This window comes from Labrys wisconsinensis (assembly GCF_030814995.1).
Classification (GTDB): domain Bacteria; phylum Pseudomonadota; class Alphaproteobacteria; order Rhizobiales; family Labraceae; genus Labrys; species Labrys wisconsinensis.
This window is the reverse complement of record NZ_JAUSVX010000006.1, coordinates 1-21,197: the sequence shown is the minus strand read 5'-3', so window position 1 is coordinate 21,197 and position 21,197 is coordinate 1. Positions and strand designations below refer to the sequence as shown.

The following is a 21,197-nucleotide window of genomic DNA, read 5'->3' as shown; positions in this document are numbered from 1 at the left end:
ACCGGAGGATCCGATGGCAGACGAAGGCTTCTACGGCTCCCGCTGGAGCTCGAACGGGCGGGACTCGGAGTCGGTCCTGTTCACCAATGTCCGGGTGCTCGACGGCACGGGCGACTATCCCTTCACCGGCGAGGTGCTGGTGCAGGGCAATCGCATCAAGCAGGTGACCAAGGGCGGCTCGCGCTTCGGCGCCGGCAATGGCGGCGGCGGTGCCACCGTGATCGACGGCATGGGCGCCACGCTGATGCCCGGCCTGATCGATGCGCATCTGCACCTGTCCTGGAACAACGCGCCTGGCATCGACCCGATCCAGATGATGCCGCCGGAGGAGCACATCCTCGTCACGGCCGAGATGGCCAAGCTCGTGCTCGACGCCGGCTTCACCGCCGGTCGCGGCGCGGCGGCGGCCAAGCCGCGGCTCGATGTCGTCATCCGGAATTTCATCAACGAGGGGCGCCTGCCAGGGCCGCGCTACACCGCAGCGGGGCCGGAGATCACCACCGTCGGCGGCCTCGGCGACGCGGCGCCCTCGCATATCCCGCATGAGGGCCTCAACCTCGGCATCGTCGTGTCGGGACCGGAGGAGGTGCGCCGCACGGTGCGCACGCTGATCAAATACGGCGTCGACTCCATCAAGCTCAACCTGTCCGGCGAGGAGATCACCGGCATGCGGGCGGAGGAGACGCCGATGTCGGAGGAGGAGGTCGCCATGGCGGCCAAGGAGGCCAAGGCGCGCGGCAAGATCCTCGCCGCCCATGCCCGCTCCTCCGAGTCGGTCAAGCAGTGCATCCGCCACGGCATCCAGAACATCTACCATGCCTCCTTCGCCGACGAGGAGGCGCTCGACCTTCTGGAGGCGGCCAAGGACCGGCATTTCGTCGCCCCGGGCCTCGCCTGGCTGATCCGCACGGCGCGCAACGCCGAGGAATGGGGCATCAAGCCCGGCTCCAGGATGGCCCAGCTCTACGAGCGCGAGCTGGAGATGGCGGTGGAGACCATGCGCAAGATGCACCGGCGCGGCATCCGCGTGCTCATCGGCGGCGATTACGGCTTCGCCTGGACGCCGCAGGGCACCAATGCCCGCGACATCGAATATTTCGTCGACATGATCGGCATGTCGCCGATGGAGGCGATCCAGGCCGCGACCAAATATGGCGGCCAGATCATGGGCATGGGCGACGAGCTCGGCCAGATCCGCGAGGGCTTCCTCGCCGACATGATCCTGGTCGACGGCGACCCCCTCGCCAATGTCCGCATCCTGCAGGAGCGCGACCGCCTGCTGGCGATCATGAAGGACGGCAAATTCCACAAGAAGCCGCAGATGCAGGAGCAGCGCCGGCGCCTGCTGGCCTGAGGACCGGCCGGGCTCGCGCCCGGACATGCCGCGCCCGGAGGGATCGCGCCGAGATGACCCACCCGCTCCGCATCGCCCTGCCCGCCCTCGCCGCGGCGCTGCTGCTCTGGCTGTTCCTGGCGGCCTGGCCGGACTGGCTGGTCGCCGCGATCGGCGCCAAGAAGATCTTCGCCAACACGATCTTCAATGGCGTGACGCTGGCCGGCCTCTATTTCCTGGTGGCGAGCGGCTTCACCCTGGTGTTCGGGCTGATGCGCAACGTCAACCTGGCGCATGGCTCCCTCTACCTCTTCGGCGCCTATGTCGGCTACGAGGTGGCCGAGCGCACCGGCTTCTGGCTGCTCGGCGTCGCCGCCGGCTTCCTGGCGGCGGCGTTCGCCGGCGTCCTGATGCAGGTGCTGGTGTTCCGGCGCATGGAGGGCGACGACCTGCGCCAGACCCTGGTGACGATCGGCATCTCCATCGTCGCCGCCGACCTGATGCTCGCCTTCTGGTCGGGCAACACCTACCAGTTCACCACGCCGGACTGGCTGAACGGGGCGGTGACCACGCCGGTCGTCACCGCCGTCAAGGCGGACGGCACGGCGGTGCTGATGAAGTACCCGCTCTACCGCCTGGTGGTGCTCGGCGCCGCCGTGCTGATCGGCGTGGCGCTCTGGCTGCTGCTCAACCGCACGCGCATCGGCATGATGATCCGGGCCGGGGTGGACGACCGCGCCATGCTGGCGGCAACCGGCGTCAACGTCCATGCGGTGTTCGCCATCGTCTTCGCCATCGGCGCCGGCCTCGCCGGCTTTGCCGGCGTGGTCGGCGGCACCGCCCTCTCGATCGCGCCGGGCGAGGACGTGCGCTATCTCCTCGCCTCGCTGGTGGTGGTGATCGTCGGCGGCATGGGCTCGATCACGGGCGCGGCGATCGGCGCCCTGCTGATCGGCCTCGCCGAGCAGATCGGCCTTGCCTATTTCCCGACCTATGCGGTGGTCTTCACCTTCGTGATCATGGTGGCGGTGCTGGCGATCCGGCCGCAGGGCATCATGGGGAGGCCGGCATGAGCAGCCCGGCGAACTCAGCGAGCCCGGCGAGCCCGGCGAGCCCCGCGAGCCCGGCGTCGGCCGAGCTGCCCGAGATCGACCCGGCGATCGTGCTCACCGGCCTCGCCCTCCTGGCCTATCCCTTCGTGGCGAGCCTGTTCTTCACCTTCCAGGTCGGCGCCTATGCCCTGGTCATGGGCACCATCGCGCTGTCGCTGATGGTGCTGGCCGGCTATGGCGGCATGGTCAGCCTGGCGCAGATGACGGTAGCCGGCATTGCCGGCTATCTCGTCGCCATCCTCGGCACCAACGGCTCGGGCGTGCTCGGCCTCGGCTGGCCGTGGTGGCTGACGGCCCCGGCGGCGATCCTCACCGCGGCGGTCGCCAGCGCCCTGATCGGCATGCTGGCGGTGCGCACCGCCGGCATCTACACGATCATGATCACGCTGGCGATCGCCACCGCCTTCTTCTATTTCGTCCGCCAGAACTATGCCTGGTTCAACGGTTTCAACGGCTTTCACGGCATCACGCCGCCGACGCTGTTCGGCATCTACTGGCGCGACCCGGTGCCGTTCTACTATCTCAGCCTCGCGGTGGCCGCCTTCTTCTACGGCGCCACGGTCTATGCCGAGCGCTCGACCTTCGGGCTCGGCCTGCAGGCGGTCCGCGACAATCCAAGGCGCATGCGGGCGCTCGGCTTCGACGTCGCCGCCCACCGCATCTTCGCCTTCTTCCTCGCCGGCCTGATCGCCGGCACGGCCGGCGTGCTGCTGGTCTGGTTCAACGGGCAGATCTCGCCGGGCACGGTCAGCGTCTCCGCCGCCATCGACGTGCTGGTCATCGCCGTGGTCGGCGGGCTGAAGCGGCCGATCGGCCCCTTCCTCGGGGCGATCCTGTTCGTGCTGCTCAAGAACTTCGCCATCGACCTGATCAGCGCCGACCGCTTCAACACGCTGATCGGGGCGACCTTCCTCGCCATCGTGCTGTTCTCCCCCGACGGCCTGCTCGGCCTGTGGGGGAAGCTGAAAGCAAGCGGCCCGGCGCGATCCCTGCAGGATTCGCTGCGTCAGCCGCCGGGCCGCGGCGGTGCACGATGACGGGGACACAATGAAGAACGAAAACGGAGGAAACTGCCATGCGGATTGACAGACGCGGCCTTCTCGCCGCCGCCCTCGCGCTCGGCGTGCTGGCGCCGGCAGCAGCGGCGGCTGAGGACACCATCAAGATCGGCGCCCTGGCGACGCTGGAAGGGCCGTTCACCGTCCTCGGCCAGGACGGCATGCGCGGCCTGAAGCTGGCGCTGCAGGAGGCCAACTACACCGTCGCCGGCAAGAAGATCGAGCTCGTCACCGGCTCCTCCGACGCCTCGCCCGACAGCGCCGTCAAGGCGGCCCGCAAGCTGGTCGAGCAGGACGGGGTGCAGATCCTGATCGGGCCGCTCTCCGGCTCGGAGGGCATCGCGGTCAAGGACTATGCCAAGACCCAGCCGAAGGTCACTTTCCTCAACGGCTCCTCGGCGGCGCAGGACACGACTCTGTTCGACCCGGCCCCGAACTTCTTCCGCTTCTCCACCGACGGCGTGCAGTGGATGGCCGGGCTCGGCGACTATGTCTACAAGGTCAAGGGCTACAAGAAGGTCGCCGTGGTGGCGGAGGACTATTCCTTCCCCTACAGCCAGGTCGAAGGCTTCATGGTGCCGTTCTGCCGGCTCGGCGGCAAGGTGACCCAGAAGTCCTGGGTGCCGATCGGCAACAAGGACTTCTCGTCGGTGATCGCGGCGCTGCCCGACGACGTCGACGCCATCTATGTCGCGCTCGGCGGCGCCGACGCGGTCAACTTCCTCAGCCAGTACCAGCAGTCCGGCGGCAGCCTGCCGCTGATCGGCGGCTCGATCACCGTCGACCAGACCGTGCTCGGCTCCAAGGGCCAGCAGAAGAAGCAGATCATCGGCACGCCGGCCGCCGGGCCGACCGCCGACACCTGGGACGATCCGCGCTGGAAGGCGTTCAGCGACGCCTACAGGAAGGCCTTCTCCGATGCCTTCCCCTCCCCGTCCCTGTTCGCTCATGCCTACTACGTCAACACCAAGGCGGCGCTGCTGGCGCTCGACAAGGTCGGCGGCGATCTCTCCGACGGCGGCGCGAAATACCGCGAGGCGCTCTCCACCCTGGCCTTCGACACGCCGACCGGCCCGGTCAAGCTCGACAAGAACCGCAACGGCATCGCCAACATCTTCGTCACCGAAGTGGTCGAGGGCGCCGACGGCAACCTGGTGAACAAGGTCATCAAGGTGGCCGAGAACGTCGACCAGACGCTCGGGGTCGACGAGAAGGAGTTCCTGAAGATCGGCCCGGCGAGCCGCGACAACCCGGACTGCAAGTAGAGATGACCATGACCGGACCGGCAGCCGGCCTCGACGCGGCGCACGGGGGCGACCATGCCCTCGAGCTCGCCGGCGTCGGCCGCCGGTTCGGCGCCCTCACCGCGCTCGCCGACATCTCGCTGAAGGTGAAGGCGGGCGAGCGGCGCGCGGTGCTCGGCTCGAACGGCGCCGGCAAGACGACGCTGTTCAACACCATCACCGGCGATTTCGCGCCGACCAGCGGCTCGATCCGCTTCTTCGGCGAGGACATCACCGGCTTTCCCGTGCACGAGCGCATCCGGCGCGGGCTCCGGCGCACCTACCAGGTGTCGCTGCTCTTCGCCGGCCTCAGCGTGATCGACACCATCTTCCTCGCCTGCCGCGGCGTGTCGCGCCGGCGCTTCTCCCTGCGGCGCCCCGGCCCGGACGAGCCGACGCGGGCCCAGGCCGAGCGCATCATGCACGCGGTCAAGCTCGACGAGAGCCGCGACGCGCTGGTCGGCGCGCTCAGCCACGGCCAGCAGCGCCAGCTCGAGGTGGCGCTCGCCCTCGCCGGGGCGCCGCGCTTCATCCTGTTCGACGAGCCGGCCGCCGGCCTGTCGCCGGCCGAGCGGCGCGACCTCGTGCAGATCCTGACGCAGCTGCCCGCCCATATCGGCTTCATCATCATCGAGCACGACCTCGACGTCGCTCTGCGCGTCGCCGAGCGGGTGACGATGATGCACGAAGGCCGCATCTTCCGCGAAGGCACGCCGGACGAGATCGAGAGCGATCCTGAAGTGCAGGCGATCTATCTCGGAGGCGGCCATGGCTGAGACCGCGTCCCGGGCGATGCTGCGCATCCGCGACCTCAACGTCCATTACGGCGAATCCCACGCCATCCAGGGCATCGACCTCGCCCTGCCCGCCGGCATCCTGGCGATCGTCGGGCGCAACGGCATGGGCAAGACCACTCTGTGCAACACCGTCACCGGGCTGAAGCGCGCGACCTCCGGCTCGATCGTCCTCGCCGGGCGCGAGATCGCCGGGCTGGAGCCGCACAAGATCGCCCGGCTCGGCGTCGGCTATGTCCCGCAGGGCCGACGGGTCTGGCGCAGCCTCTCCGTCGACGAGCATCTGAGGCTCGCCGCCCGCGGCGGGCGGGACGCCGCCTGGACGGTGGAGCGCATCTATTCGACCTTCCCGCGCCTGGCCGAGCGGCGCGGCAATGGCGGGGCGCAGCTCTCGGGCGGCGAGCAGCAGATGCTGGCCATCGCCCGCGCCCTGCTCGGCAATCCGCGACTGATGGTGATGGACGAGCCGACGGAGGGCCTGGCGCCGGTCATCGTCGACCAGGTCTCCGCCATGCTGGCCGAGCTCGCCGCGGAGGGCGCCATCGCCGTGCTCCTGATCGAGCAGAACATCGGCGTCGCCGCCACGATCGCCGAGACGGTGGCGATCATGGTCAACGGCCGGATCGCGCGGACCATGCCGGCGGCCGAGCTCGCCGCCGATCGCGAGCTGCAGCAGCGCCTGCTCGGCGTCGGCCGCCATGCGGAGGAACCGGCCGAGCCCGCGCCGGAGCCGGCCGAGAGCGCCCGCGACCGCCTCGACGCGGTCTATCGCGTCCTGCGCGGCGGCAGCGAAGACGCGGGAGCGGCCGGGGGCTTTCGCACGCTCGCCGCCATGCCGAACCGCTGGGGCCTTGGCGAGGCCGAGATCGGACGCGGCGTGCGGCCGGCCTCGCCGCCGACGGCGGGGCCGGCCAAGCCACCCGAGCTGCCCGCCTTCGATCGCCAGGGGCGGACGGCGCTGGTGGTCGGCACCTTCGACACCAAGGGGCGGGAGCTGAAGTTCATCCGCGACGCGCTGCGCGAGGCGGGCATCCCGACCCGCATGGTCGACCTCTCCACCTCGGGCAAGCCCTCCAGCGCCGACGTGCCGCCGCAGGACGTCGCCGCCAGCCATCCAAGCGGAGCGAGCGCCGTGTTCACCGGCGAGCGCGGCCAGGCAGTCGAGGCCATGGCCGCCGCCTTCCAGGCCTGGATCGCCCGCCAGCGCGACATCGGCGGCGTGATCTCGGCCGGCGGCTCGGGCGGCACGTCCCTCGCCACCGCCGGCATGCGCCGCCTGCCGGTGGGCATACCGAAGGTCATGATCTCGACCGTCGCCTCCGGCGATGTCGGGCGCTATGTCGGCGCCTCCGACATCCTGATGCTGCATTCGGTCGCCGACGTGCAGGGCCTGAACTCGATCACCGAGCGCATCCTCGCCAACGGCGCCCATGCCCTCGCCGGCATGATCGCGCGGGCGCCGAAGCCGGCTGCATCAGGCGCGGCCAAGCCGGCGCTGGGCATCACCATGTTCGGGGTGACGACGCCCTGCGTGCAGGCGCTGACCGCCAGCCTGGAGGCCGACTACGACTGCCTCGTCTTCCACGCCACCGGCGTCGGCGGCCGCTCGATGGAGAACCTCGCCGATTCCGGCCTGCTGGCCGGGGCCATCGACGTCACCACCACCGAGGTGGCGGACATGCTGGTCGGCGGCGTGTTTGCGGCGACGGAGGACCGCTTCGGCGCCTTCATCCGCCGGCCGATCCCCTATGTCGGCTCCGTCGGCGCGCTCGACATGGTCAATTTCGGCCCGCGCGACACGGTGCCGGAGCGCTTCCGCGGCCGCAACCTGGTCGTCCACAACCCCAACGTCACGCTGATGCGCACGACGCGGGAGGAGAATGCCGAGGCCGGCCGCTGGATCGCCGCGCGCCTCAATGCCATGCGCGGCCCGGTGCGCTTCCTCATCCCGGCCGGCGGCGTCTCCGGCCTCGACGCGCCGGGCAAGCCGTTCCACGACCCGCAGACCGACCGGGCGCTGTTCGAGGCGATCGAGGCCGGCGTGCAGCAAACCGGCCAGCGCCGGGTGGTGCGCCTGCCGCTGCACATCAACGACCCCGCCTTCGCGGCGGCCCTCGCCGACGCCTTCCGCGAGATCGCCATGCCCCTGCGCCGGAGAGCCTGACCATGCCGCGTTTCGAACGATCCGCCCTCCTCGAGAAGTTCCAGGCCATGGCGGCGCGCGGCGAGCCGATCGTCGGCGGCGGCGCCGGCACCGGGCTCTCGGCCAAATGCGAGGAGGCCGGCGGCATCGACCTCATCGTCATCTACAATTCCGGGCGCTACCGCATGGCCGGCCGCGGCTCGCTCGCCGGCCTGCTCGCCTATGGCAACGCCAACGCCATCGTCATGGAGATGGCGGCGGAAGTCCTGCCGGTGACGCGGGCGACGCCGGTGCTCGCCGGGGTCAACGGCACCGACCCGTTCTGCCTGATGGACCGGTTCCTCGACGAGCTCAAGGCGGTCGGCTTCTCCGGCGTGCAGAACTTCCCGACGGTCGGCCTGATCGACGGCACCTTCCGCGCCAACCTGGAGGAGACCGGCATGTCCTACGGCCTGGAGGTCGACATGATCGCCAAGGCCCATGCCAGGGATCTCCTGACCACGCCCTATGTCTTCAGCGAGGATGAGGCGGCGGCGATGGCCGCGGCCGGCGCCGACATCATCGTCTGCCATCTTGGGCTGACCACCGGCGGCGCCATCGGGGCGCAGACCGCGCTGAAGCTGCAGGATTGCCCGGCGCTGGTCGACCGCTGGGCAGAGGCGGCGCTGAAGGTGAAGCGCGACGCCCTCATCCTCGTCCATGGCGGCCCGGTCTCCGAGCCCGAGGACGCGGCCTATATCCTGGCCAATGCCCGCACCTGCCACGGCTTCTACGGCGCCTCCTCGATGGAGCGCCTGCCGACGGAACGGGCGCTGGTGGAGCAGACGCGCCGCTTCAAGGCGGTGACGCGGCAACGGTGAAACCAAGGCGCCGCGGGCGCCCGGCGGGGCGGATACCGGCGCGGGAGGGGAACGGCAATGGCTGGTGAGATCATCGGGACGCTCATTCTCTGGCTGATCGTCGCGGCGGTCGTGGTCGCGGTGGCGGTCTATCTCTTGCGCTGGCTCTATCGCCGCTCGACCAAGGAGACCGCCTTCGTGCGCACCGGCTTCGGCGGCGAGAAGGTGGTGATCAACGGCGGCGCCTTCGTCATCCCGGTGCTGCACGAGATGACGCCGGTCGCCATGCACGTCATGCGCGTCGAGGTCCGGCGCGGCGAGACCAATGCGCTGATCACCCGCGACCGCATGCGCGTCGACCTGATCGCCGAGTTCTTCCTGCGGGTGCAGCCGACGCGCGAGGCGGTCGCCGTCGCCGCCCAGACCCTCGGCCGGCGGCTGATGCAGCCGGAGGGCATGCGCGAATTGTTCGAGGGCAAGTTCGCCTCGGCGCTCCGGGCGGTGGCGGCCGAGCTGACGCTGGAGGAGATCCATGTGCGCCGCGGCCAGTTCATGGCCGAGGTGCGCGAGCGGGCGGCCGAGGCGCTTCGCTACAACGGCCTGGAGCTGGAGACGGTGTCGCTGGTCGACCTCGACCAGACCAGCCTGGCGTTCTTCGACCCCGCCAATGCCTTCGACGCCGAAGGCCTGACCCAGCTGACCGAGACGATCGAGATGCGCCGCAAGATGCGCAACCTGATCGAGCAGCAGACGATGATCGAGATCCGCAGCCAGAACCTCGAATCCGAGCGGCGGGTGCTGGAGATCGATCGCGAGAGCGAATATGCCCGCATCGAGCAAGAGCGCCAGATCGAGATCCGTCGCGCCGTGCAGCGGGCCGAGCTGGCGCGCGAGCGGGCCCAGCGCGAGCACGAGGCGCAGGCCGCCCAGCTCGCCGCGGCGGAGGCGACGGAGAAGACCCGCATCGCCCAGGAACGGACGCTGGCCGAAAGCCGCATCGCCAGCGAGGAGGAGATCCGCAAGCGCGAGATCGCCCGCCAGCGCGCGGTGGAGGAGACGGAGCTGCGCAGCCGCGAGCAGACCGAGCGCGAGGAGATCGCCCTCGGCCTCGCCATCGAGCGCGAGCGCATCAAGCGCCAGCGCGAGCAGGAGGAGCTGGAGGTCGGGCGGCGCCTGGCCCTGGAGCTCGCCGAGCGCGAGCGCGAGATCGCCCTCGCCCGCAAGGCGATCGAGGTGACTCAGGCCGACATCGAGGCGAGGCGCGCCGAGACCACGGCGCGCGCCGAGATCGAGCGCGAGCGCGTCACGGCCGAGCGGCGGATCGACGAGGCGCGCATCGAGCGCGAGCGGGCGCTGCAGGGCCTGGAGATCGCCAGGCGCCAGGCCTTCGAGGAAGCCGAGATCGCCTCGGGCGAGGAGGTGGAGCGCGCCCGCATCGCCACCGAGCGGGGCCTCGGCGAGGCGCGCGTGGTACGCGACCGCGACCTCAGCAAGCTCAGCGTCGAGCGCGACAAGATCCTGGAGATCGCCGAGATCGACAAGGCGATCGAGGTCGCCGCCAAGTCGCGCGAGCGCTCCGCCGCCATCGCCGAGGCCGAGGCGGCGCGCGCCGCCGCGATCCTGGCCGAGGAGCACGTCTTCACCGTGCGCGAGCGCGAGATCGCCGAGCGGCGCAAGGCGATCGACCTGGTCGCCGCGGCGCGCGACGTGGAGCGCGAACGGCTGCACCTCACCGCCAAGGCCAAGGCGGAGCAGGACGCCGCCGCGAACTTCGCCGAGGCGCAGCGCATCGCCGCCAAGGGCGAGGCGGATGCGGTGCTGATCCGCTCGGAGGCGGCCGAGGCGCGCTATCGGATCGACGCCGAGGGCCAGCGCCTGGCGAACGAGGCCGACAACGTGCTCACCGCCGAGGCGCGGGCCTCCCGTGCGCGCATGAAGCTGCTCGACAAGATCGAGGGCATCGTGCGCGAGAGCGCCCGGCCGATGGAGAAGATCGACGGCATCAAGATCCTGCACGTCGACGGCCTCGGCGGCGGATCCGACGGGGCGCGCAAGAACGTCACCGACGAGGTGATCGACAGCGCCCTGCGCTACCGCGTGCAGGCGCCGATGATCGACAGCCTGATGAAGGAGGTCGGCATCGACGGCGCCAGCATCGGCCGCATGACCGACGTGCTGCGCGACGCCAAGGACCTCGACTCCATCACCCGCAACCGCCGCAAGGACCGCGGCGAGAACGGCGCCCGCAAGGGCGAAGGCGAGGGCCCCGCCGAGCGCCGGGACGACGACTGATGCGGATGGGGCCTCGCAGGAGCATGACTGCCGACTGTCGTCGGGCCGCCGTGAGAACGATACGGCGACCCCACGCTCGACCGTCATGGGCGGAACGAGCGCGGCAGAGGCGGCGACGGTCACCCCAGCCTCCACCGTCATGGGCGGGCTTGACCCGCCCATCCACGCGAACTCAGGCGGCGCCGGAAAGAGCACCGGCCAACGATGCGCCAAGCGTAGCCATCGTCGCGTGCGCCGCACGATCGAATTTCGATCGTGCTGGGGTGGCCGGGTCAAGCCCGGCCATGACGGAACCGTTGCGGAACGGAGCACGACGGTCGTGCCTCCCGCAACCGTCATGGCCGGAGCGGGTGCGGCAGGGGCGGCGACGGTTACTCCACCTTCGACCGTCATGGGCGGGCTTGACCCGCCCATCCACGCGAACTCAGGCGGCGCCGGAAAGAGCAACGGCCAACGATGCGCCAAGCGTAGCCATCGCCGCGTGCGCGTGGATGGCCGGGTCAAGCCCGGCCATGACGGAACCGTTGCGGAACGGAGCACGACAGTCGTGTCTCCCGCAACCGTCATGGGCGGGGCGGGTGCGGCGAGAACGGCGCGAGTCGCGCCCCCCACGCCGCCCCATGCCGTACCCTCCCCTCTCCTGAGGAGCCCCCCTTGCCCAAGGTCTATGTCTCCTCGGTGATCCCTGCCCCGGCGGCGCAGGTCTGGGCGGTGATCCGCGACTTCAACGGGCTGCCGGCCTGGACGCCGTTCGTGGCGGAGAGCCGGATCGAGCAGAACGAGCCGGCGGACCGGGTCGGCGCCATCCGCAGCTTTCGGCTGAAGGACGGAGGCCGCATCCGGGAGCGGCTCTTGGCCCTGTCCGACTACGACCTGTCGATGAGCTATTCGATCCTGGAAAGCCCGATGGGCGTCGAGAACTACGTCGCGACGCTGCGCCTCATCCCGGTGACCGACGGCAACCGCAGCTTCGCCGAGTGGAGCGCCGAGTTCGACTGCCCGCCCGCGCGGGAGACCGAGCTGGTGGGGCATATCGGCCGCAACGTCTTCCAGGCGGCGTTCCGGGCGCTGCAGACCCGGTTCGGCGGCTGAGGCATGGCGGTGCGCATCGTCCGCAGCACGGTGATCGATGCGCCGGTCGCGACGGTCTGGGACCTGCTGCGCGATTTCAATGCGCATGACGGCTGGCACCCGGCCGTCGCCCGCAGCCGGATGGAGGCGGGCGAAGCGCCGGACCGGGTCGGCGGCGTGCGCGCCTTCGCGCTCACCGGCGGCGGCCGGCTGCGCGAGCAGCTGATCGCCCTCTCCGACCGCGAGCGCAGCCTGACCTATGGCCTGATCGAGGCGCCGCTGCGGCTGGACGGCTACGTCGCCACCATGACGCTGAAGCCGGTCACCGACGGCAACCGCACGCTGCTGGTCTGGCAGAGCCAGTTCACCCCACCGCCGGAGCAGGCCGAAGCGCTGGCGCGGCTGGTGGCGGAGGAGATCTACGAGGCCGGCTTCGCGGCGCTGAAGCGGCGGTTCGAGCGCTCCGGCGCGGTGCCGCCCGCCCCTGCGGTGCCGCGCCCTGCGCCGGCGGCCCCGGCGAGCGGAGTGATGCGGACCGAAGCGATCGTCGTCGAGCGCCATGGCGGGCCGGAGGTGCTGGTGCCGCGCCTCGTCGACGTGCCGCCGCCCGGCCCCGGCGAGGTGCGGATCCGGCAGACGGCGATCGGCGTCAACCATATCGACCTGCATTGCCGGGCCGGGGATATCGGGCTGATGCCCCTGCCGGGCATTCCCGGCCTGGAGGCGGCCGGCACCGTCCTGGATGTCGGCGCAGGTGTGTCGCATCTCGCACCCGGGGACCGCGTCGTCTATGCCTGCCATCCGCCCGGCGCCTATGCCGCCCTGCGCACGCTTGCTGCCGAGCCGGTGGTGCGCCTGCCGGCCGACATGCCGGAGGACCTCGCCGCAGCGTTCTTCCTCAAGGGCCTGATGGCCGACATCCTGGTCACGGATGTGCATGCGCCCCGGCCGGGGGAGGTGGCGCTGGTGCGCGCCGCCGCCGGCGGGGTCGGCCTGCTGCTCACCGCCATGCTCAAGGCGCGGGGTGCGGTCGTGGTCGGTGTGGTCGGGACCGGGGCGAAGACCGCCGCGGCGCGCCGGGCCGGTTGCGATCACGTCCTTGCCAGCGGCGAAGCCGGGATCGCCGAAGCGATCCGCGGGATCAGCGGGGGCCGTGGTGCCGACGTGGTCTATGACGGGCTCGGCGGCGACAGCTTCGACGCCTCCCTCGATCTCCTCGCCCGGCGCGGCCATCTCGTCAGCTACGGCCAGGCGAGCGGACCGCTCGGCACGCGCAACCTCGACCGTCTCGCTGCCAGGTCGACCCGGCTGTCGCGCCCGAGCCTCGGCCACTATGCCGGGCGCCGCGACGAGCTCCTGCCCCGGGCCGAGCGGCTGTTCGCGCTGGCGCGGGCCGGCATTCTACGCCCGGAGATCGCAGCCCGGCTGCCGCTCCGCCAAGCTGCCGAAGCGCATCGCCGGCTGGCCGGCCGGCAGACGATCGGCGCCCTGGTGCTGCTGCCGGCGGCGGTGGACGGCGCTGGTTGACGACGCGTATCACGGCAATCCCATCCAGAATAGTGATCGACAAATTTGCGCTGAAAGGCCATATGATCGATCATGCAGCCTTCGGCATCGACCCAGGCTGCCGGTGATCGCTCACGGACGGCCGCATGTGCTATTGAGGCGCCCGGACGCTCGCCGCATTCTCCGTCTCCATCCAAGGCCGCTCCGCATGCAGCGTGCAACCGACCCCCGTTCGACCGCCGCCGAGCCGGCAGCCAAGGAGACGCTGGCGTCCTCGATCTACGACCAGCTGAGGCAGGACATCCTGACCGTCGCGCTGCCCGCCGACACCAAGCTCAACATCCGCGCCCTGTGCGAGCGCTTCGACGTCGGCCTCAGCCCGGTGCGAGAGGCCTTGAGCCGCCTCTCGATGGAGAACCTGGTGCGCCAGGCCGATCATCGCGGCTTCACCGTGGCGCCGCTGTCGCGGGCCGACCTGCACGACCTCACCAGGGCGCGCTGCACCATCGACGGCATGGCGCTGCGCCAGTCGATCGACGCGGCCGACATGGCCTGGGAGGAGGGCCTGCTGATCGCCTATCACCGGCTGTCGCGCACGCCGCGCTTCACCAGCGACGACCACCGCACCCGCAGCCGGGACTGGGAGGAGGCCCACCGGCAGTTCCACGTGGCGCTGGTCTCGGGCTGCGGCTCGCGCTGGCTGATCACGATCAGCGGCCAATTGTTCGAGGCGGCCGAGCGCTATCGCCACCTCGCCCGGATCGCCGGCAAGTCGCGCAGCAACGACGACGAGCACCGGCCGATCCTGGAGGCGGCGCTGGCCCATGACGCCGACCTCGCCACCAGCCTGCTGACCCGCCATTTCCAACGCACGGCCGAGCTGGTCGAGACCGTGCTCGGCGCCTGATCTCCCCGCATGCCGCCGGGTTCCGGCGAGACGGACTTCCCATGACCCATGACGTCATCATCATCGGCGGCGGCATCGTCGGCCTCGCCACGGCGCTGGCCGTGCTGGAGAAGCGGCCCGGCGCCGGCATCCTGCTCCTGGAGAAGGAGGCGGGGCTCGCCCGCCACCAGACCGGCCACAACAGCGGCGTCATCCATGCCGGCATCTATTATGCGCCGGGGAGCCTGAAGGCGCGGCTCTGCCGCGAGGGCGCCGAGGCGATCACGGTCTTCTGTGCCGAGCATGCGATTCCCTTCGAGACCTGCGGCAAGCTGGTGGTCGCCACCGATGCGCTGGAGGCGAGCCGGATGGACGCGCTGTTCGAGCGGGCGCAGACCAACGGCATCGCCGTGGAGAAGCTGGACGCGGCGGAGCTGCGCCGCCGCGAGCCGGCGATCGAGGGCGTCGGCGCCATCCTGGTCCACGCCACCGGCATCGTCGACTACAAGGCGGTGTGCGCGGCGATGGCGGCGGAGCTGACGCGCCAGGGCGGCACGATCGAGCTCGGCACCGAGGTCACGGCCATCCAGGAGAAGGACGGACTGGTCACGGTCGCGGCCGGCGAGCGGCGCTGGACCGCAGCCAAGCTGATCGCCTGCGCCGGCCTGCAGTCGGACCGGCTCGCCCGCCTGGCGGGCCTTGCCATCGAGCACCGCATCGTGCCGTTCCGCGGCGAATATTACCGGCTGCCGCCCGCCCGCAACACCATCGTGCGCCACCTGATCTACCCCGTGCCGGACCCGGCGCTGCCCTTCCTCGGCATCCACCTCACCCGCATGATCGACGGCAGCGTCACGGTGGGGCCGAACGCGGTGCTGGGCCTCGCGCGCGAGGGCTACCCCAAGCTCTCGGTCGACCTCAGGGACATGATCGACCTCGCCACCTTCCCGGGGCTCTGGCGCCTGCTCGCCGCCAATATCGGCTCGGGCACGCAGGAGCTCGCCAATTCCCTGTGGAAGCGCGGCTATCTCGCCGCCTGCCGCAAATATTGCCCGGCCCTGACCCTCGACGACCTCCGGCCGATGGAGGCAGGCATCCGGGCCCAGGCCGTGATGGCCGACGGGCGGCTGGAGCACGACTTCCTGTTCCTGCAGACCGAGCACATGCTGCACGTCTGCAACGCCCCCTCGCCCGCCGCCACCTCCTCGATCCCGATCGGCCGGATGATCGCCGATCGCTGCTTCGGCGCCGGCTGACATCCATCACGAGGGAGTTGCCCGCATGGTCACGACGGTCCGCCGCTTCCATGTCGGGCTCGATCCCGCCGGCCGCTCCCATCTCGTCGGGCAGGAAAGCCTGGAGCGCGGCGCCGGCACCGATATCGAGCTCTGGCAGGATTTCGCTCCGACGCCCGGAAACGGGCGTGCGGTGCCGTTCTACCCGCCGCCCGGCGGCACGCTGCTGCGCCTCTTCGTGCTGCCGCCGCCCGACCCGGGCCTGTCCGAGGCCGGCCGCGCCGAGATCGCCGAGGCCTTCTTCGCCGGCAACGGCATCGAGCATTGCCGGGTCGACGTCACGCGCCACCCGCTGATGCACCGCACGCCGACGCGCGACTGCGTGGTGCTGCTGCAGGGCCGGGCCCAGCTCCTGCTCGACACCGGGCCGCCGGTGGAGCTCGAGCCGCTGGACTGCGTCGTGCAGGGCGCCACCAACCATGCCTGGGTCAATCTCGGCCCCGGCCCGGCCGTGTTCGTCGCCCTGATGGCGCATCCGTCGGAGACCGACGCGACAGCATGATCGATCTTTCTGCATCCTATCGCATTATGGTCGATTTTTCTGTTGCGTTCAGCCAAACCGACGATCAGACTGGCCACAGGCTCCAACGCCCTGCGCGGCCGACGGGCCGCGACGAGACCGGCCGCATCATGCCGGCGCAAACAAAAGGGCTCGACGAAGCCCGTCTGCGAGGGAGACGTCATGACCGAGGCCAGCCGCCCCATCCCCAAGGCGATCGATCGCCGCACGGTCCTCAAGGGCGGCCTCGCCGTCGCGGCCAGCCTGTCCAGCCCGGGCGTGCTGCGAGCGGCGACGCCGACCATCCGCATCGGCCATGTCAGCCCGCGCACCGGCCCGATGGCCGGCTTCGCCGAGGCCGACCCCTATATGCTCGATCAGATCCGGGGCCTCCTGGCGAACGGCCTCCAGATCGGCGGCAAGACCTACACGATCGAGATCATCGCCAAGGACAGCCAGACCGACGAAAGCCGCACGGCCGAGGTGGCGGCGGAGCTGATCCTCAAGGACAAGGTCACGATCATCACCGCCTCCAGCGGCTCGGTCGACACCAATCCGGTGGCCAACCAGGCGGAGCTGAACGAGGTGCCCTGCATCACCACGGACAATCCGTGGGAATCCTATTATTACGGTCGCAACCCGCCCAAGGAAGGGTTCGAGTGGACCTACCACTTCTTCTGGGGGCTCGACGAGGTGCTGCAGGCCTTCACCGGCCTGTGGCAGACCCAGTCGACCAACAAGACCGTGGGCTTCCTGTTCAACACCGCCCAGGACGACACGTCCTGGCGCGAGGCCTTCACCAAGGCGATCGGCCAGGCCGGCTTCACCATCGTCGATCCCGGCCAGTTCCCGGCCTTCGGCAACGATTTCACGCCCCAGATCGCCGCCTTCCGCAAGGCCGGCGTCGAGATCGTCACCGGCAACCTGTTCACGCCGGATTTCTCGACCTTCTGGACCCAGGCCGCCCAGCAGGGCTTCCACCCCAAGATCGTCACCCTCGGCAAGGCCTTCCTGTTCCCCTCCGCCATCGCCTCGCTCGGCGACCGGGCCAACGGCATGGGCTGCGAATTGTGGTGGACGCCGTTCCACCCCTTCAAGTCGAGCCTGACCGGCGTCAGCGCCGGCCAGCTGGCCGGCGATTACGAGAAGGCGACGCAGCGGCCCTGGACCCAGCCGATCGCCTTCAAGCACGCGCTGTTCGAGGTGGTGATCGACGTGCTCAAGCGCACGCAGGACCCGGACGACCCGCAATCGATCCTGGCGGCGATCAACGCCACCGACCTCCACACCATCGTCGGCCACGTCAAATGGCCGGGGCCGGTCCGCAACGTCGCGGTCACGCCGGTCGTGGCCGGGCAATGGCAGAAGAAGGACGGCAAGTTCGGCGTCGAGATCGTCGGCAATGCCGGCCATCCCGAGATCGCGGACACCGCCCCGCTCATCCCCCTCGGCTGAGACCGGACGCGGCGATCCCGTGGCGGCGATCCTTTCCCTGCGTGGGATCTCGAAGCGCTACGGCGCCGTGGTCGTCGCCCGCGACCTCGACCTCGAGCTCGGCGAGGGCGAGGCGCTCGGCATGCTCGGGCCGAACGGCGCCGGCAAGAGCACGCTGTTCGGCCTGATCACCGGCACGATCGCCCCCAATGCCGGCACGATCCGCTTCGGCGGCCTCGACATCACCCGCGTGCCGGCCTCGCGCCGCTGCCGCATGGGCATGGCGCGCTCGTTCCAGGTGCCGCAGCCCTTCGGCGGCATGACGGTGTTCGAGAACTGCGTCGTCGCCGGCGCCTTCGCCGGCGGCTGCGGCGAGCGCGAGGTCTATGGCCGCGCCGCGGCGGTTCTGGAGCGATGCGGCCTGACGTCGAAAGCCAATGTCCGGGCCTCTGCGCTGACCCTGCTCGACCGCAAGCGGCTCGAGCTCGCCCGCGCGCTGACGACGCGGCCGCGCCTGCTGCTGCTCGACGAGGTGGCCGGCGGCCTCAGCGAGCCGGAATGCGAGATCCTCACCGCCCTGATCCGCGACATCCTCACGACGGGCCTCTCCCTGATCTGGATCGAGCACGTCGTGCATGCCCTCACCGCCGTGGTCGAACGCGTGGTCGTCCTCGCCGGCGGCAGCTTCATCGCCGACGGCCGACCGGAAGCGGTGCTGCGCCACCCCAAGGTCGCCGAGGTCTATATGGGCATCCCGGCCGATGCCGCCCTGCCCGCCGCGGCGGTGCCCTGATGGCCCTGCTCGAGATCGAGGCGCTCGACGCCTTCTACGGCGACTTCCAGGCCCTGCACGGCCTGTCGCTCGCGGTGGCGGCCGGCGAGGTGGTGAGCGTCATCGGCGCCAACGGCGCCGGCAAGAGCACGCTCTTGAAATCGATCGCCGGGCTCATCCGGCCGCGGCGCGGCGCCATCCGTTTCGACGGCGTGCCGGTCACCGGCCTTCGCGCGGCGGCGCTGGTGGCGCGCGGCATCGCCCTGGTGCCGGAGGGGCGCCGGCTGTTCCCCTCGTTGTCGGTTCTGGAGAATCTGCAGATCGGCGGCCAGATCGGCCGGCCGGGGCCGTGGACCCTGGCGCGCGTGCTGGAGCTCTTCCCGGTGCTGGACGAGCGCCGGCGCCAGGCCAGCACCTCGCTCTCCGGCGGCCAGCAGCAGATGGTGGCGATCGGGCGGGCGCTGATGTCCAACCCGCGCCTGCTGCTCTGCGACGAGCTGAGCCTCGGCCTCGCGCCGATCGTGGTGCGCGACATCTTCGCCCGCCTGCCCTCGATCGTGGCCGAGGGCACGGCGGTGGTGATCGTCGAGCAGGACGTGGTCCAGGCCAGGGCGGCCGCCGGCCGGCTCTGCTGCCTGCGCCAGGGCCGCCTCGTCCTCGCCGGCCGCTCGGCCGAGCTCGGCCTCGAGGCGGTGCGCGCCGCCTATTTCGGAGTGTGACGCCATGGAATGGCTCAACGCTGTCGTGCAGGGCATCCTCCTCGGCGGCCTGTATGCCCTGTTCGCCGCCGGCCTGTCGCTGATCTTCGGGGTGATGCGCCTCGTCAACATCGCCCATGGCGACCTGATCGTGGCGACCGCCTATCTCGCCTATACCGTCAGCCATGCCGCCGGCATCGGCCCGTTCCCGGCGCTCCTCGTGGTCGTGCCGGCAGCCGCCGCGGTCGGCTATGCCCTGCAGCGGCTGCTGCTCAACTTCACGCTCGGCGAGGACCTGCCGCCGCTCTTGGTGACGTTCGGGCTCTCGGTGATCATCCAGAACGTCCTGCTGCTCGTCTTCACGCCCGACAGCCGCCGCCTGCAGGCCGGCGCCGTCGAGGTGGCGAGCTGGGAGCCGCTGCCCGGGCTCTATGTCGGCGCCCTGCCGCTGATCCAGTTCCTTACCGCGGTGGCGATCATCGGCGGCCTGCAGCTCCTGTTCTACCGCACGGCGATTGGACGGGCGTTCCGGGCGACCTCCGACGACCCCGAGGTCGCCCAGCTGATGGGCCTGGAGAACCGCCATCTCTTCGCCCTGGCCATGGCGCTCGCCCTGGCCGTGGCGGCGGTGGCCGGCACCTTCATCGCCATCCGCACCAATTTCGACCCGTTCTCCGGGCCGAACCTGCTGATCTTCGGCTTCGAGGCCATCATCATCGGCGGGCTCGGCAGCCTGTGGGGGACGCTGGCCGGCGGCGTCGTGCTCGGCGTCGCCCAGTCGATCGGCGGCCACGTCAACGTCGCCTGGCCGGTGCTGGCCGGCCACGTCGCCTTCCTCGTCCTGCTGATGATCCGGCGGCAGGGCCTGTTCCCGAGCGCCACCGCATGACCTCCCTCCCTGCCGAGATCAAGGCCCATGTCCGCTTCGCCAACCGGTCGAGCCGCATCGGCCTCCTGCTGGTCGCCGTCGGCCTCGTGGTGCTGGCGACGGCGCCGGCCTGGGCCGATCGCATCACCCTGCGCCTGCTCGGCGAGATCTTCGCCTATGTCGCCCTGGCCAGCCTGTGGAACCTGCTCGCCGGCTATGCCGGCCTGGTCTCGGTCGGCCAGCAGGCTTTCGTCGGCATCGGCGGCTATGTGCTGTTCCTCACGGCGCTGTGGGGCGGCCTCAACCCGCTCGTCGGCATCCCGGTGGCCGGGGCGGTCGCCGCCCTCGCGGCGGTGCCGATCATCCTGATCCTGCTGCGGCTGCGCGGGGCCTATTTCACCATCGGCTCCTGGGTGGTGGCCGAGATCTTCCCGCAGGTGTTCCAGCAGGTGGCGGCGGTGGGCGGTGGCTCCGGCATCAGCCTGCCGGCGGCGGTGGTCAAGTCGATCGCCTCGGCCCGCGACACCCGGGAGTTCCTGATCTACTGGCTCGGCCTCGCCCTGGTCGTCGTCACGGTCGGCGGCATCGTCGCGCTGCTGCGCACGCGCTGGGGCCTCGCCCTGGCGGCGATCCGCGACAACGAGCTCGCCGCCCGCTCCAACGGCATCGACGTCGCCCGCACCCGCATCGTCGCCTTCGTCGTCGCGGCCTGCGCCACCGGCATGGTCGGGTCGCTGATCTTCCTGCAGAAGCTCACCGTCACCCCGGCCTCGGCCTTCAGCATCAACGACTGGACCGTCAACGTCATCTTCATCACGGTGATCGGCGGCATCGGCCGGGTCGAGGGCCCGATCGTCGGCACCATCGTGTACTTTCTGCTGCGCCAGTTCCTGGCCGACTACGGCAGCATCTACATCATCGCGCTGGGCGTGGTGGCGATCGCCGTCATGCTCAAGGCCCCGCGCGGCCTGTGGGGCTTCGTCGCCGACCGCTGGGACTGGCAGGTCTTCCCGCTGGTGCGCCGGCTGGGGAAGACGGGGGAGCGGTAGGTCGAGAGGCGTCAGCGGAGAGTGAGGCGCGACGCCGGCAATTCCCCTCCCCCTTGCGGAGGGTGGGGGTCTATCAGAACAGAGCGCAGACCTGCGTCACAGGGCGACCTTTACAAACCCGACCCGCCTCATTCTGCACGACCCCCACCCCTTACCCCTCCCCGCAAGGGGGCTGTTTGATTCACACATCGCAGCAATCGAGCGATCTATTCTGGATGGGCGTGTTACTCCCATGACCTGCGTGGGATGGCGTTGTGTGGCATCC

The 21,197-nt window shown here is 70.6% G+C and carries 18 protein-coding genes; all 18 read left to right on the top strand.

The window, feature by feature from the left end; all coding sequences use genetic code 11:
• Window positions 1-13 precede the first annotated feature (13 nt).
• Complete coding sequence (locus QO011_RS16860; RefSeq protein WP_307274297.1) at window positions 14-1,354, top strand: metal-dependent hydrolase family protein; 1,341 nt, start codon at window positions 14-16, stop codon at window positions 1,352-1,354.
• A gap of 53 nt (window positions 1,355-1,407) precedes the next feature.
• Window positions 1,408-2,406, top strand: coding sequence for a branched-chain amino acid ABC transporter permease (locus tag QO011_RS16855; protein ID WP_307274294.1), 999 nt, complete (start codon window positions 1,408-1,410; stop codon window positions 2,404-2,406).
• Window positions 2,403-3,482, top strand: a complete 1,080-nt coding sequence (locus QO011_RS16850; protein WP_307274292.1) for a branched-chain amino acid ABC transporter permease — start codon at window positions 2,403-2,405, stop codon at window positions 3,480-3,482. The genes QO011_RS16855 and QO011_RS16850 overlap by 4 nt, the downstream gene beginning before the upstream one ends.
• A gap of 38 nt (window positions 3,483-3,520) precedes the next feature.
• Entirely contained in the window at window positions 3,521-4,768 is a 1,248-nt protein-coding gene (locus tag QO011_RS16845) for an ABC transporter substrate-binding protein (RefSeq protein ID WP_307274290.1), read from the top strand.
• Between the two features lie 8 nt (window positions 4,769-4,776).
• On the top strand, window positions 4,777-5,562 hold the full coding sequence (locus QO011_RS16840; RefSeq protein WP_307274288.1) for an ABC transporter ATP-binding protein: 786 nt from the start codon (window positions 4,777-4,779) through the stop codon (window positions 5,560-5,562).
• On the top strand, window positions 5,555-7,744 hold the full coding sequence (locus QO011_RS16835) for an ABC transporter permease (protein ID WP_307274286.1): 2,190 nt from the start codon (window positions 5,555-5,557) through the stop codon (window positions 7,742-7,744). Before QO011_RS16840 ends, QO011_RS16835 begins: the two co-directional genes overlap by 8 nt.
• Window positions 7,745-7,746: 2 nt before the next feature.
• On the top strand, window positions 7,747-8,583 hold the full coding sequence (locus tag QO011_RS16830; RefSeq protein ID WP_307274284.1) for a phosphoenolpyruvate hydrolase family protein: 837 nt from the start codon (window positions 7,747-7,749) through the stop codon (window positions 8,581-8,583).
• Window positions 8,584-8,640: 57 nt separating this feature from the next.
• The gene (locus QO011_RS16825; RefSeq protein WP_307274282.1) at window positions 8,641-10,854 is read left to right on the top strand and encodes a flotillin family protein; all 2,214 of its coding nucleotides are present in this window, start codon (window positions 8,641-8,643) and stop codon (window positions 10,852-10,854) included.
• Between the two features lie 654 nt (window positions 10,855-11,508).
• Complete coding sequence (locus QO011_RS16820) at window positions 11,509-11,946, top strand: SRPBCC family protein (RefSeq protein ID WP_307274281.1); 438 nt, start codon at window positions 11,509-11,511, stop codon at window positions 11,944-11,946.
• Between the two features lie 3 nt (window positions 11,947-11,949).
• Window positions 11,950-13,452: an SRPBCC family protein gene (locus tag QO011_RS16815; protein ID WP_307274279.1), complete on the top strand. Its 1,503-nt coding sequence runs from the start codon at window positions 11,950-11,952 to the stop codon at window positions 13,450-13,452.
• A gap of 187 nt (window positions 13,453-13,639) precedes the next feature.
• A complete protein-coding gene (locus tag QO011_RS16810; protein ID WP_307274277.1) occupies window positions 13,640-14,338 on the top strand; it encodes a GntR family transcriptional regulator in 699 nt (232 codons plus the stop codon).
• A 41-nt stretch (window positions 14,339-14,379) separates the two neighbouring features.
• Window positions 14,380-15,573 (top strand): L-2-hydroxyglutarate dehydrogenase, encoded by a 1,194-nt coding sequence (gene lhgD / locus QO011_RS16805; RefSeq protein ID WP_307274274.1) that lies wholly within the window; start codon window positions 14,380-14,382, stop codon window positions 15,571-15,573.
• Between the two features lie 25 nt (window positions 15,574-15,598).
• On the top strand, window positions 15,599-16,114 hold the full coding sequence (locus tag QO011_RS16800) for a cupin domain-containing protein (protein WP_307274272.1): 516 nt from the start codon (window positions 15,599-15,601) through the stop codon (window positions 16,112-16,114).
• Window positions 16,115-16,294: 180 nt separating this feature from the next.
• On the top strand, window positions 16,295-17,566 hold the full coding sequence (locus tag QO011_RS16795; protein WP_307274271.1) for an ABC transporter substrate-binding protein: 1,272 nt from the start codon (window positions 16,295-16,297) through the stop codon (window positions 17,564-17,566).
• 19 nt (window positions 17,567-17,585) lie between these two features.
• Complete coding sequence (locus QO011_RS16790) at window positions 17,586-18,338, top strand: ABC transporter ATP-binding protein (RefSeq protein ID WP_307274269.1); 753 nt, start codon at window positions 17,586-17,588, stop codon at window positions 18,336-18,338.
• Window positions 18,338-19,036 carry an ABC transporter ATP-binding protein gene (locus QO011_RS16785; RefSeq protein WP_307274265.1) on the top strand — a complete coding sequence of 233 codons (699 nt, stop codon included), beginning with the start codon at window positions 18,338-18,340 and terminating at the stop codon, window positions 19,034-19,036. Before QO011_RS16790 ends, QO011_RS16785 begins: the two co-directional genes overlap by 1 nt.
• Before the next feature lie 4 nt (window positions 19,037-19,040).
• On the top strand, window positions 19,041-19,904 hold the full coding sequence (locus QO011_RS16780) for a branched-chain amino acid ABC transporter permease (RefSeq protein ID WP_307274263.1): 864 nt from the start codon (window positions 19,041-19,043) through the stop codon (window positions 19,902-19,904).
• Entirely contained in the window at window positions 19,901-20,932 is a 1,032-nt protein-coding gene (locus QO011_RS16775; RefSeq protein ID WP_307274261.1) for a branched-chain amino acid ABC transporter permease, read from the top strand. The genes QO011_RS16780 and QO011_RS16775 overlap by 4 nt, the downstream gene beginning before the upstream one ends.
• Window positions 20,933-21,197: the final 265 nt, after the last annotated feature.

What these genes read in the sequence shown, in the direction of transcription:
- QO011_RS16860 (WP_307274297.1), top strand. Translation starts at nt 14, where the DNA reads ATGGCAGACGAAGGCTTCTACGGCTCCCGCTGGAGCTCGAACGGGCGG.
- QO011_RS16855 (WP_307274294.1), top strand. Translation starts at nt 1,408, where the DNA reads ATGACCCACCCGCTCCGCATCGCCCTGCCCGCCCTCGCCGCGGCGCTG.
- QO011_RS16850 (WP_307274292.1), top strand. Translation starts at nt 2,403, where the DNA reads ATGAGCAGCCCGGCGAACTCAGCGAGCCCGGCGAGCCCGGCGAGCCCC.
- QO011_RS16845 (WP_307274290.1), top strand. Translation starts at nt 3,521, where the DNA reads ATGCGGATTGACAGACGCGGCCTTCTCGCCGCCGCCCTCGCGCTCGGC.
- QO011_RS16840 (WP_307274288.1), top strand. Translation starts at nt 4,777, where the DNA reads ATGACCGGACCGGCAGCCGGCCTCGACGCGGCGCACGGGGGCGACCAT.
- QO011_RS16835 (WP_307274286.1), top strand. Translation starts at nt 5,555, where the DNA reads ATGGCTGAGACCGCGTCCCGGGCGATGCTGCGCATCCGCGACCTCAAC.
- QO011_RS16830 (WP_307274284.1), top strand. Translation starts at nt 7,747, where the DNA reads ATGCCGCGTTTCGAACGATCCGCCCTCCTCGAGAAGTTCCAGGCCATG.
- QO011_RS16825 (WP_307274282.1), top strand. Translation starts at nt 8,641, where the DNA reads ATGGCTGGTGAGATCATCGGGACGCTCATTCTCTGGCTGATCGTCGCG.
- QO011_RS16815 (WP_307274279.1), top strand. Translation starts at nt 11,950, where the DNA reads ATGGCGGTGCGCATCGTCCGCAGCACGGTGATCGATGCGCCGGTCGCG.
- QO011_RS16810 (WP_307274277.1), top strand. Translation starts at nt 13,640, where the DNA reads ATGCAGCGTGCAACCGACCCCCGTTCGACCGCCGCCGAGCCGGCAGCC.
- lhgD (WP_307274274.1), top strand. Translation starts at nt 14,380, where the DNA reads ATGACCCATGACGTCATCATCATCGGCGGCGGCATCGTCGGCCTCGCC.
- QO011_RS16800 (WP_307274272.1), top strand. Translation starts at nt 15,599, where the DNA reads ATGGTCACGACGGTCCGCCGCTTCCATGTCGGGCTCGATCCCGCCGGC.
- QO011_RS16795 (WP_307274271.1), top strand. Translation starts at nt 16,295, where the DNA reads ATGACCGAGGCCAGCCGCCCCATCCCCAAGGCGATCGATCGCCGCACG.
- QO011_RS16785 (WP_307274265.1), top strand. Translation starts at nt 18,338, where the DNA reads ATGGCCCTGCTCGAGATCGAGGCGCTCGACGCCTTCTACGGCGACTTC.
- QO011_RS16780 (WP_307274263.1), top strand. Translation starts at nt 19,041, where the DNA reads ATGGAATGGCTCAACGCTGTCGTGCAGGGCATCCTCCTCGGCGGCCTG.
- QO011_RS16775 (WP_307274261.1), top strand. Translation starts at nt 19,901, where the DNA reads ATGACCTCCCTCCCTGCCGAGATCAAGGCCCATGTCCGCTTCGCCAAC.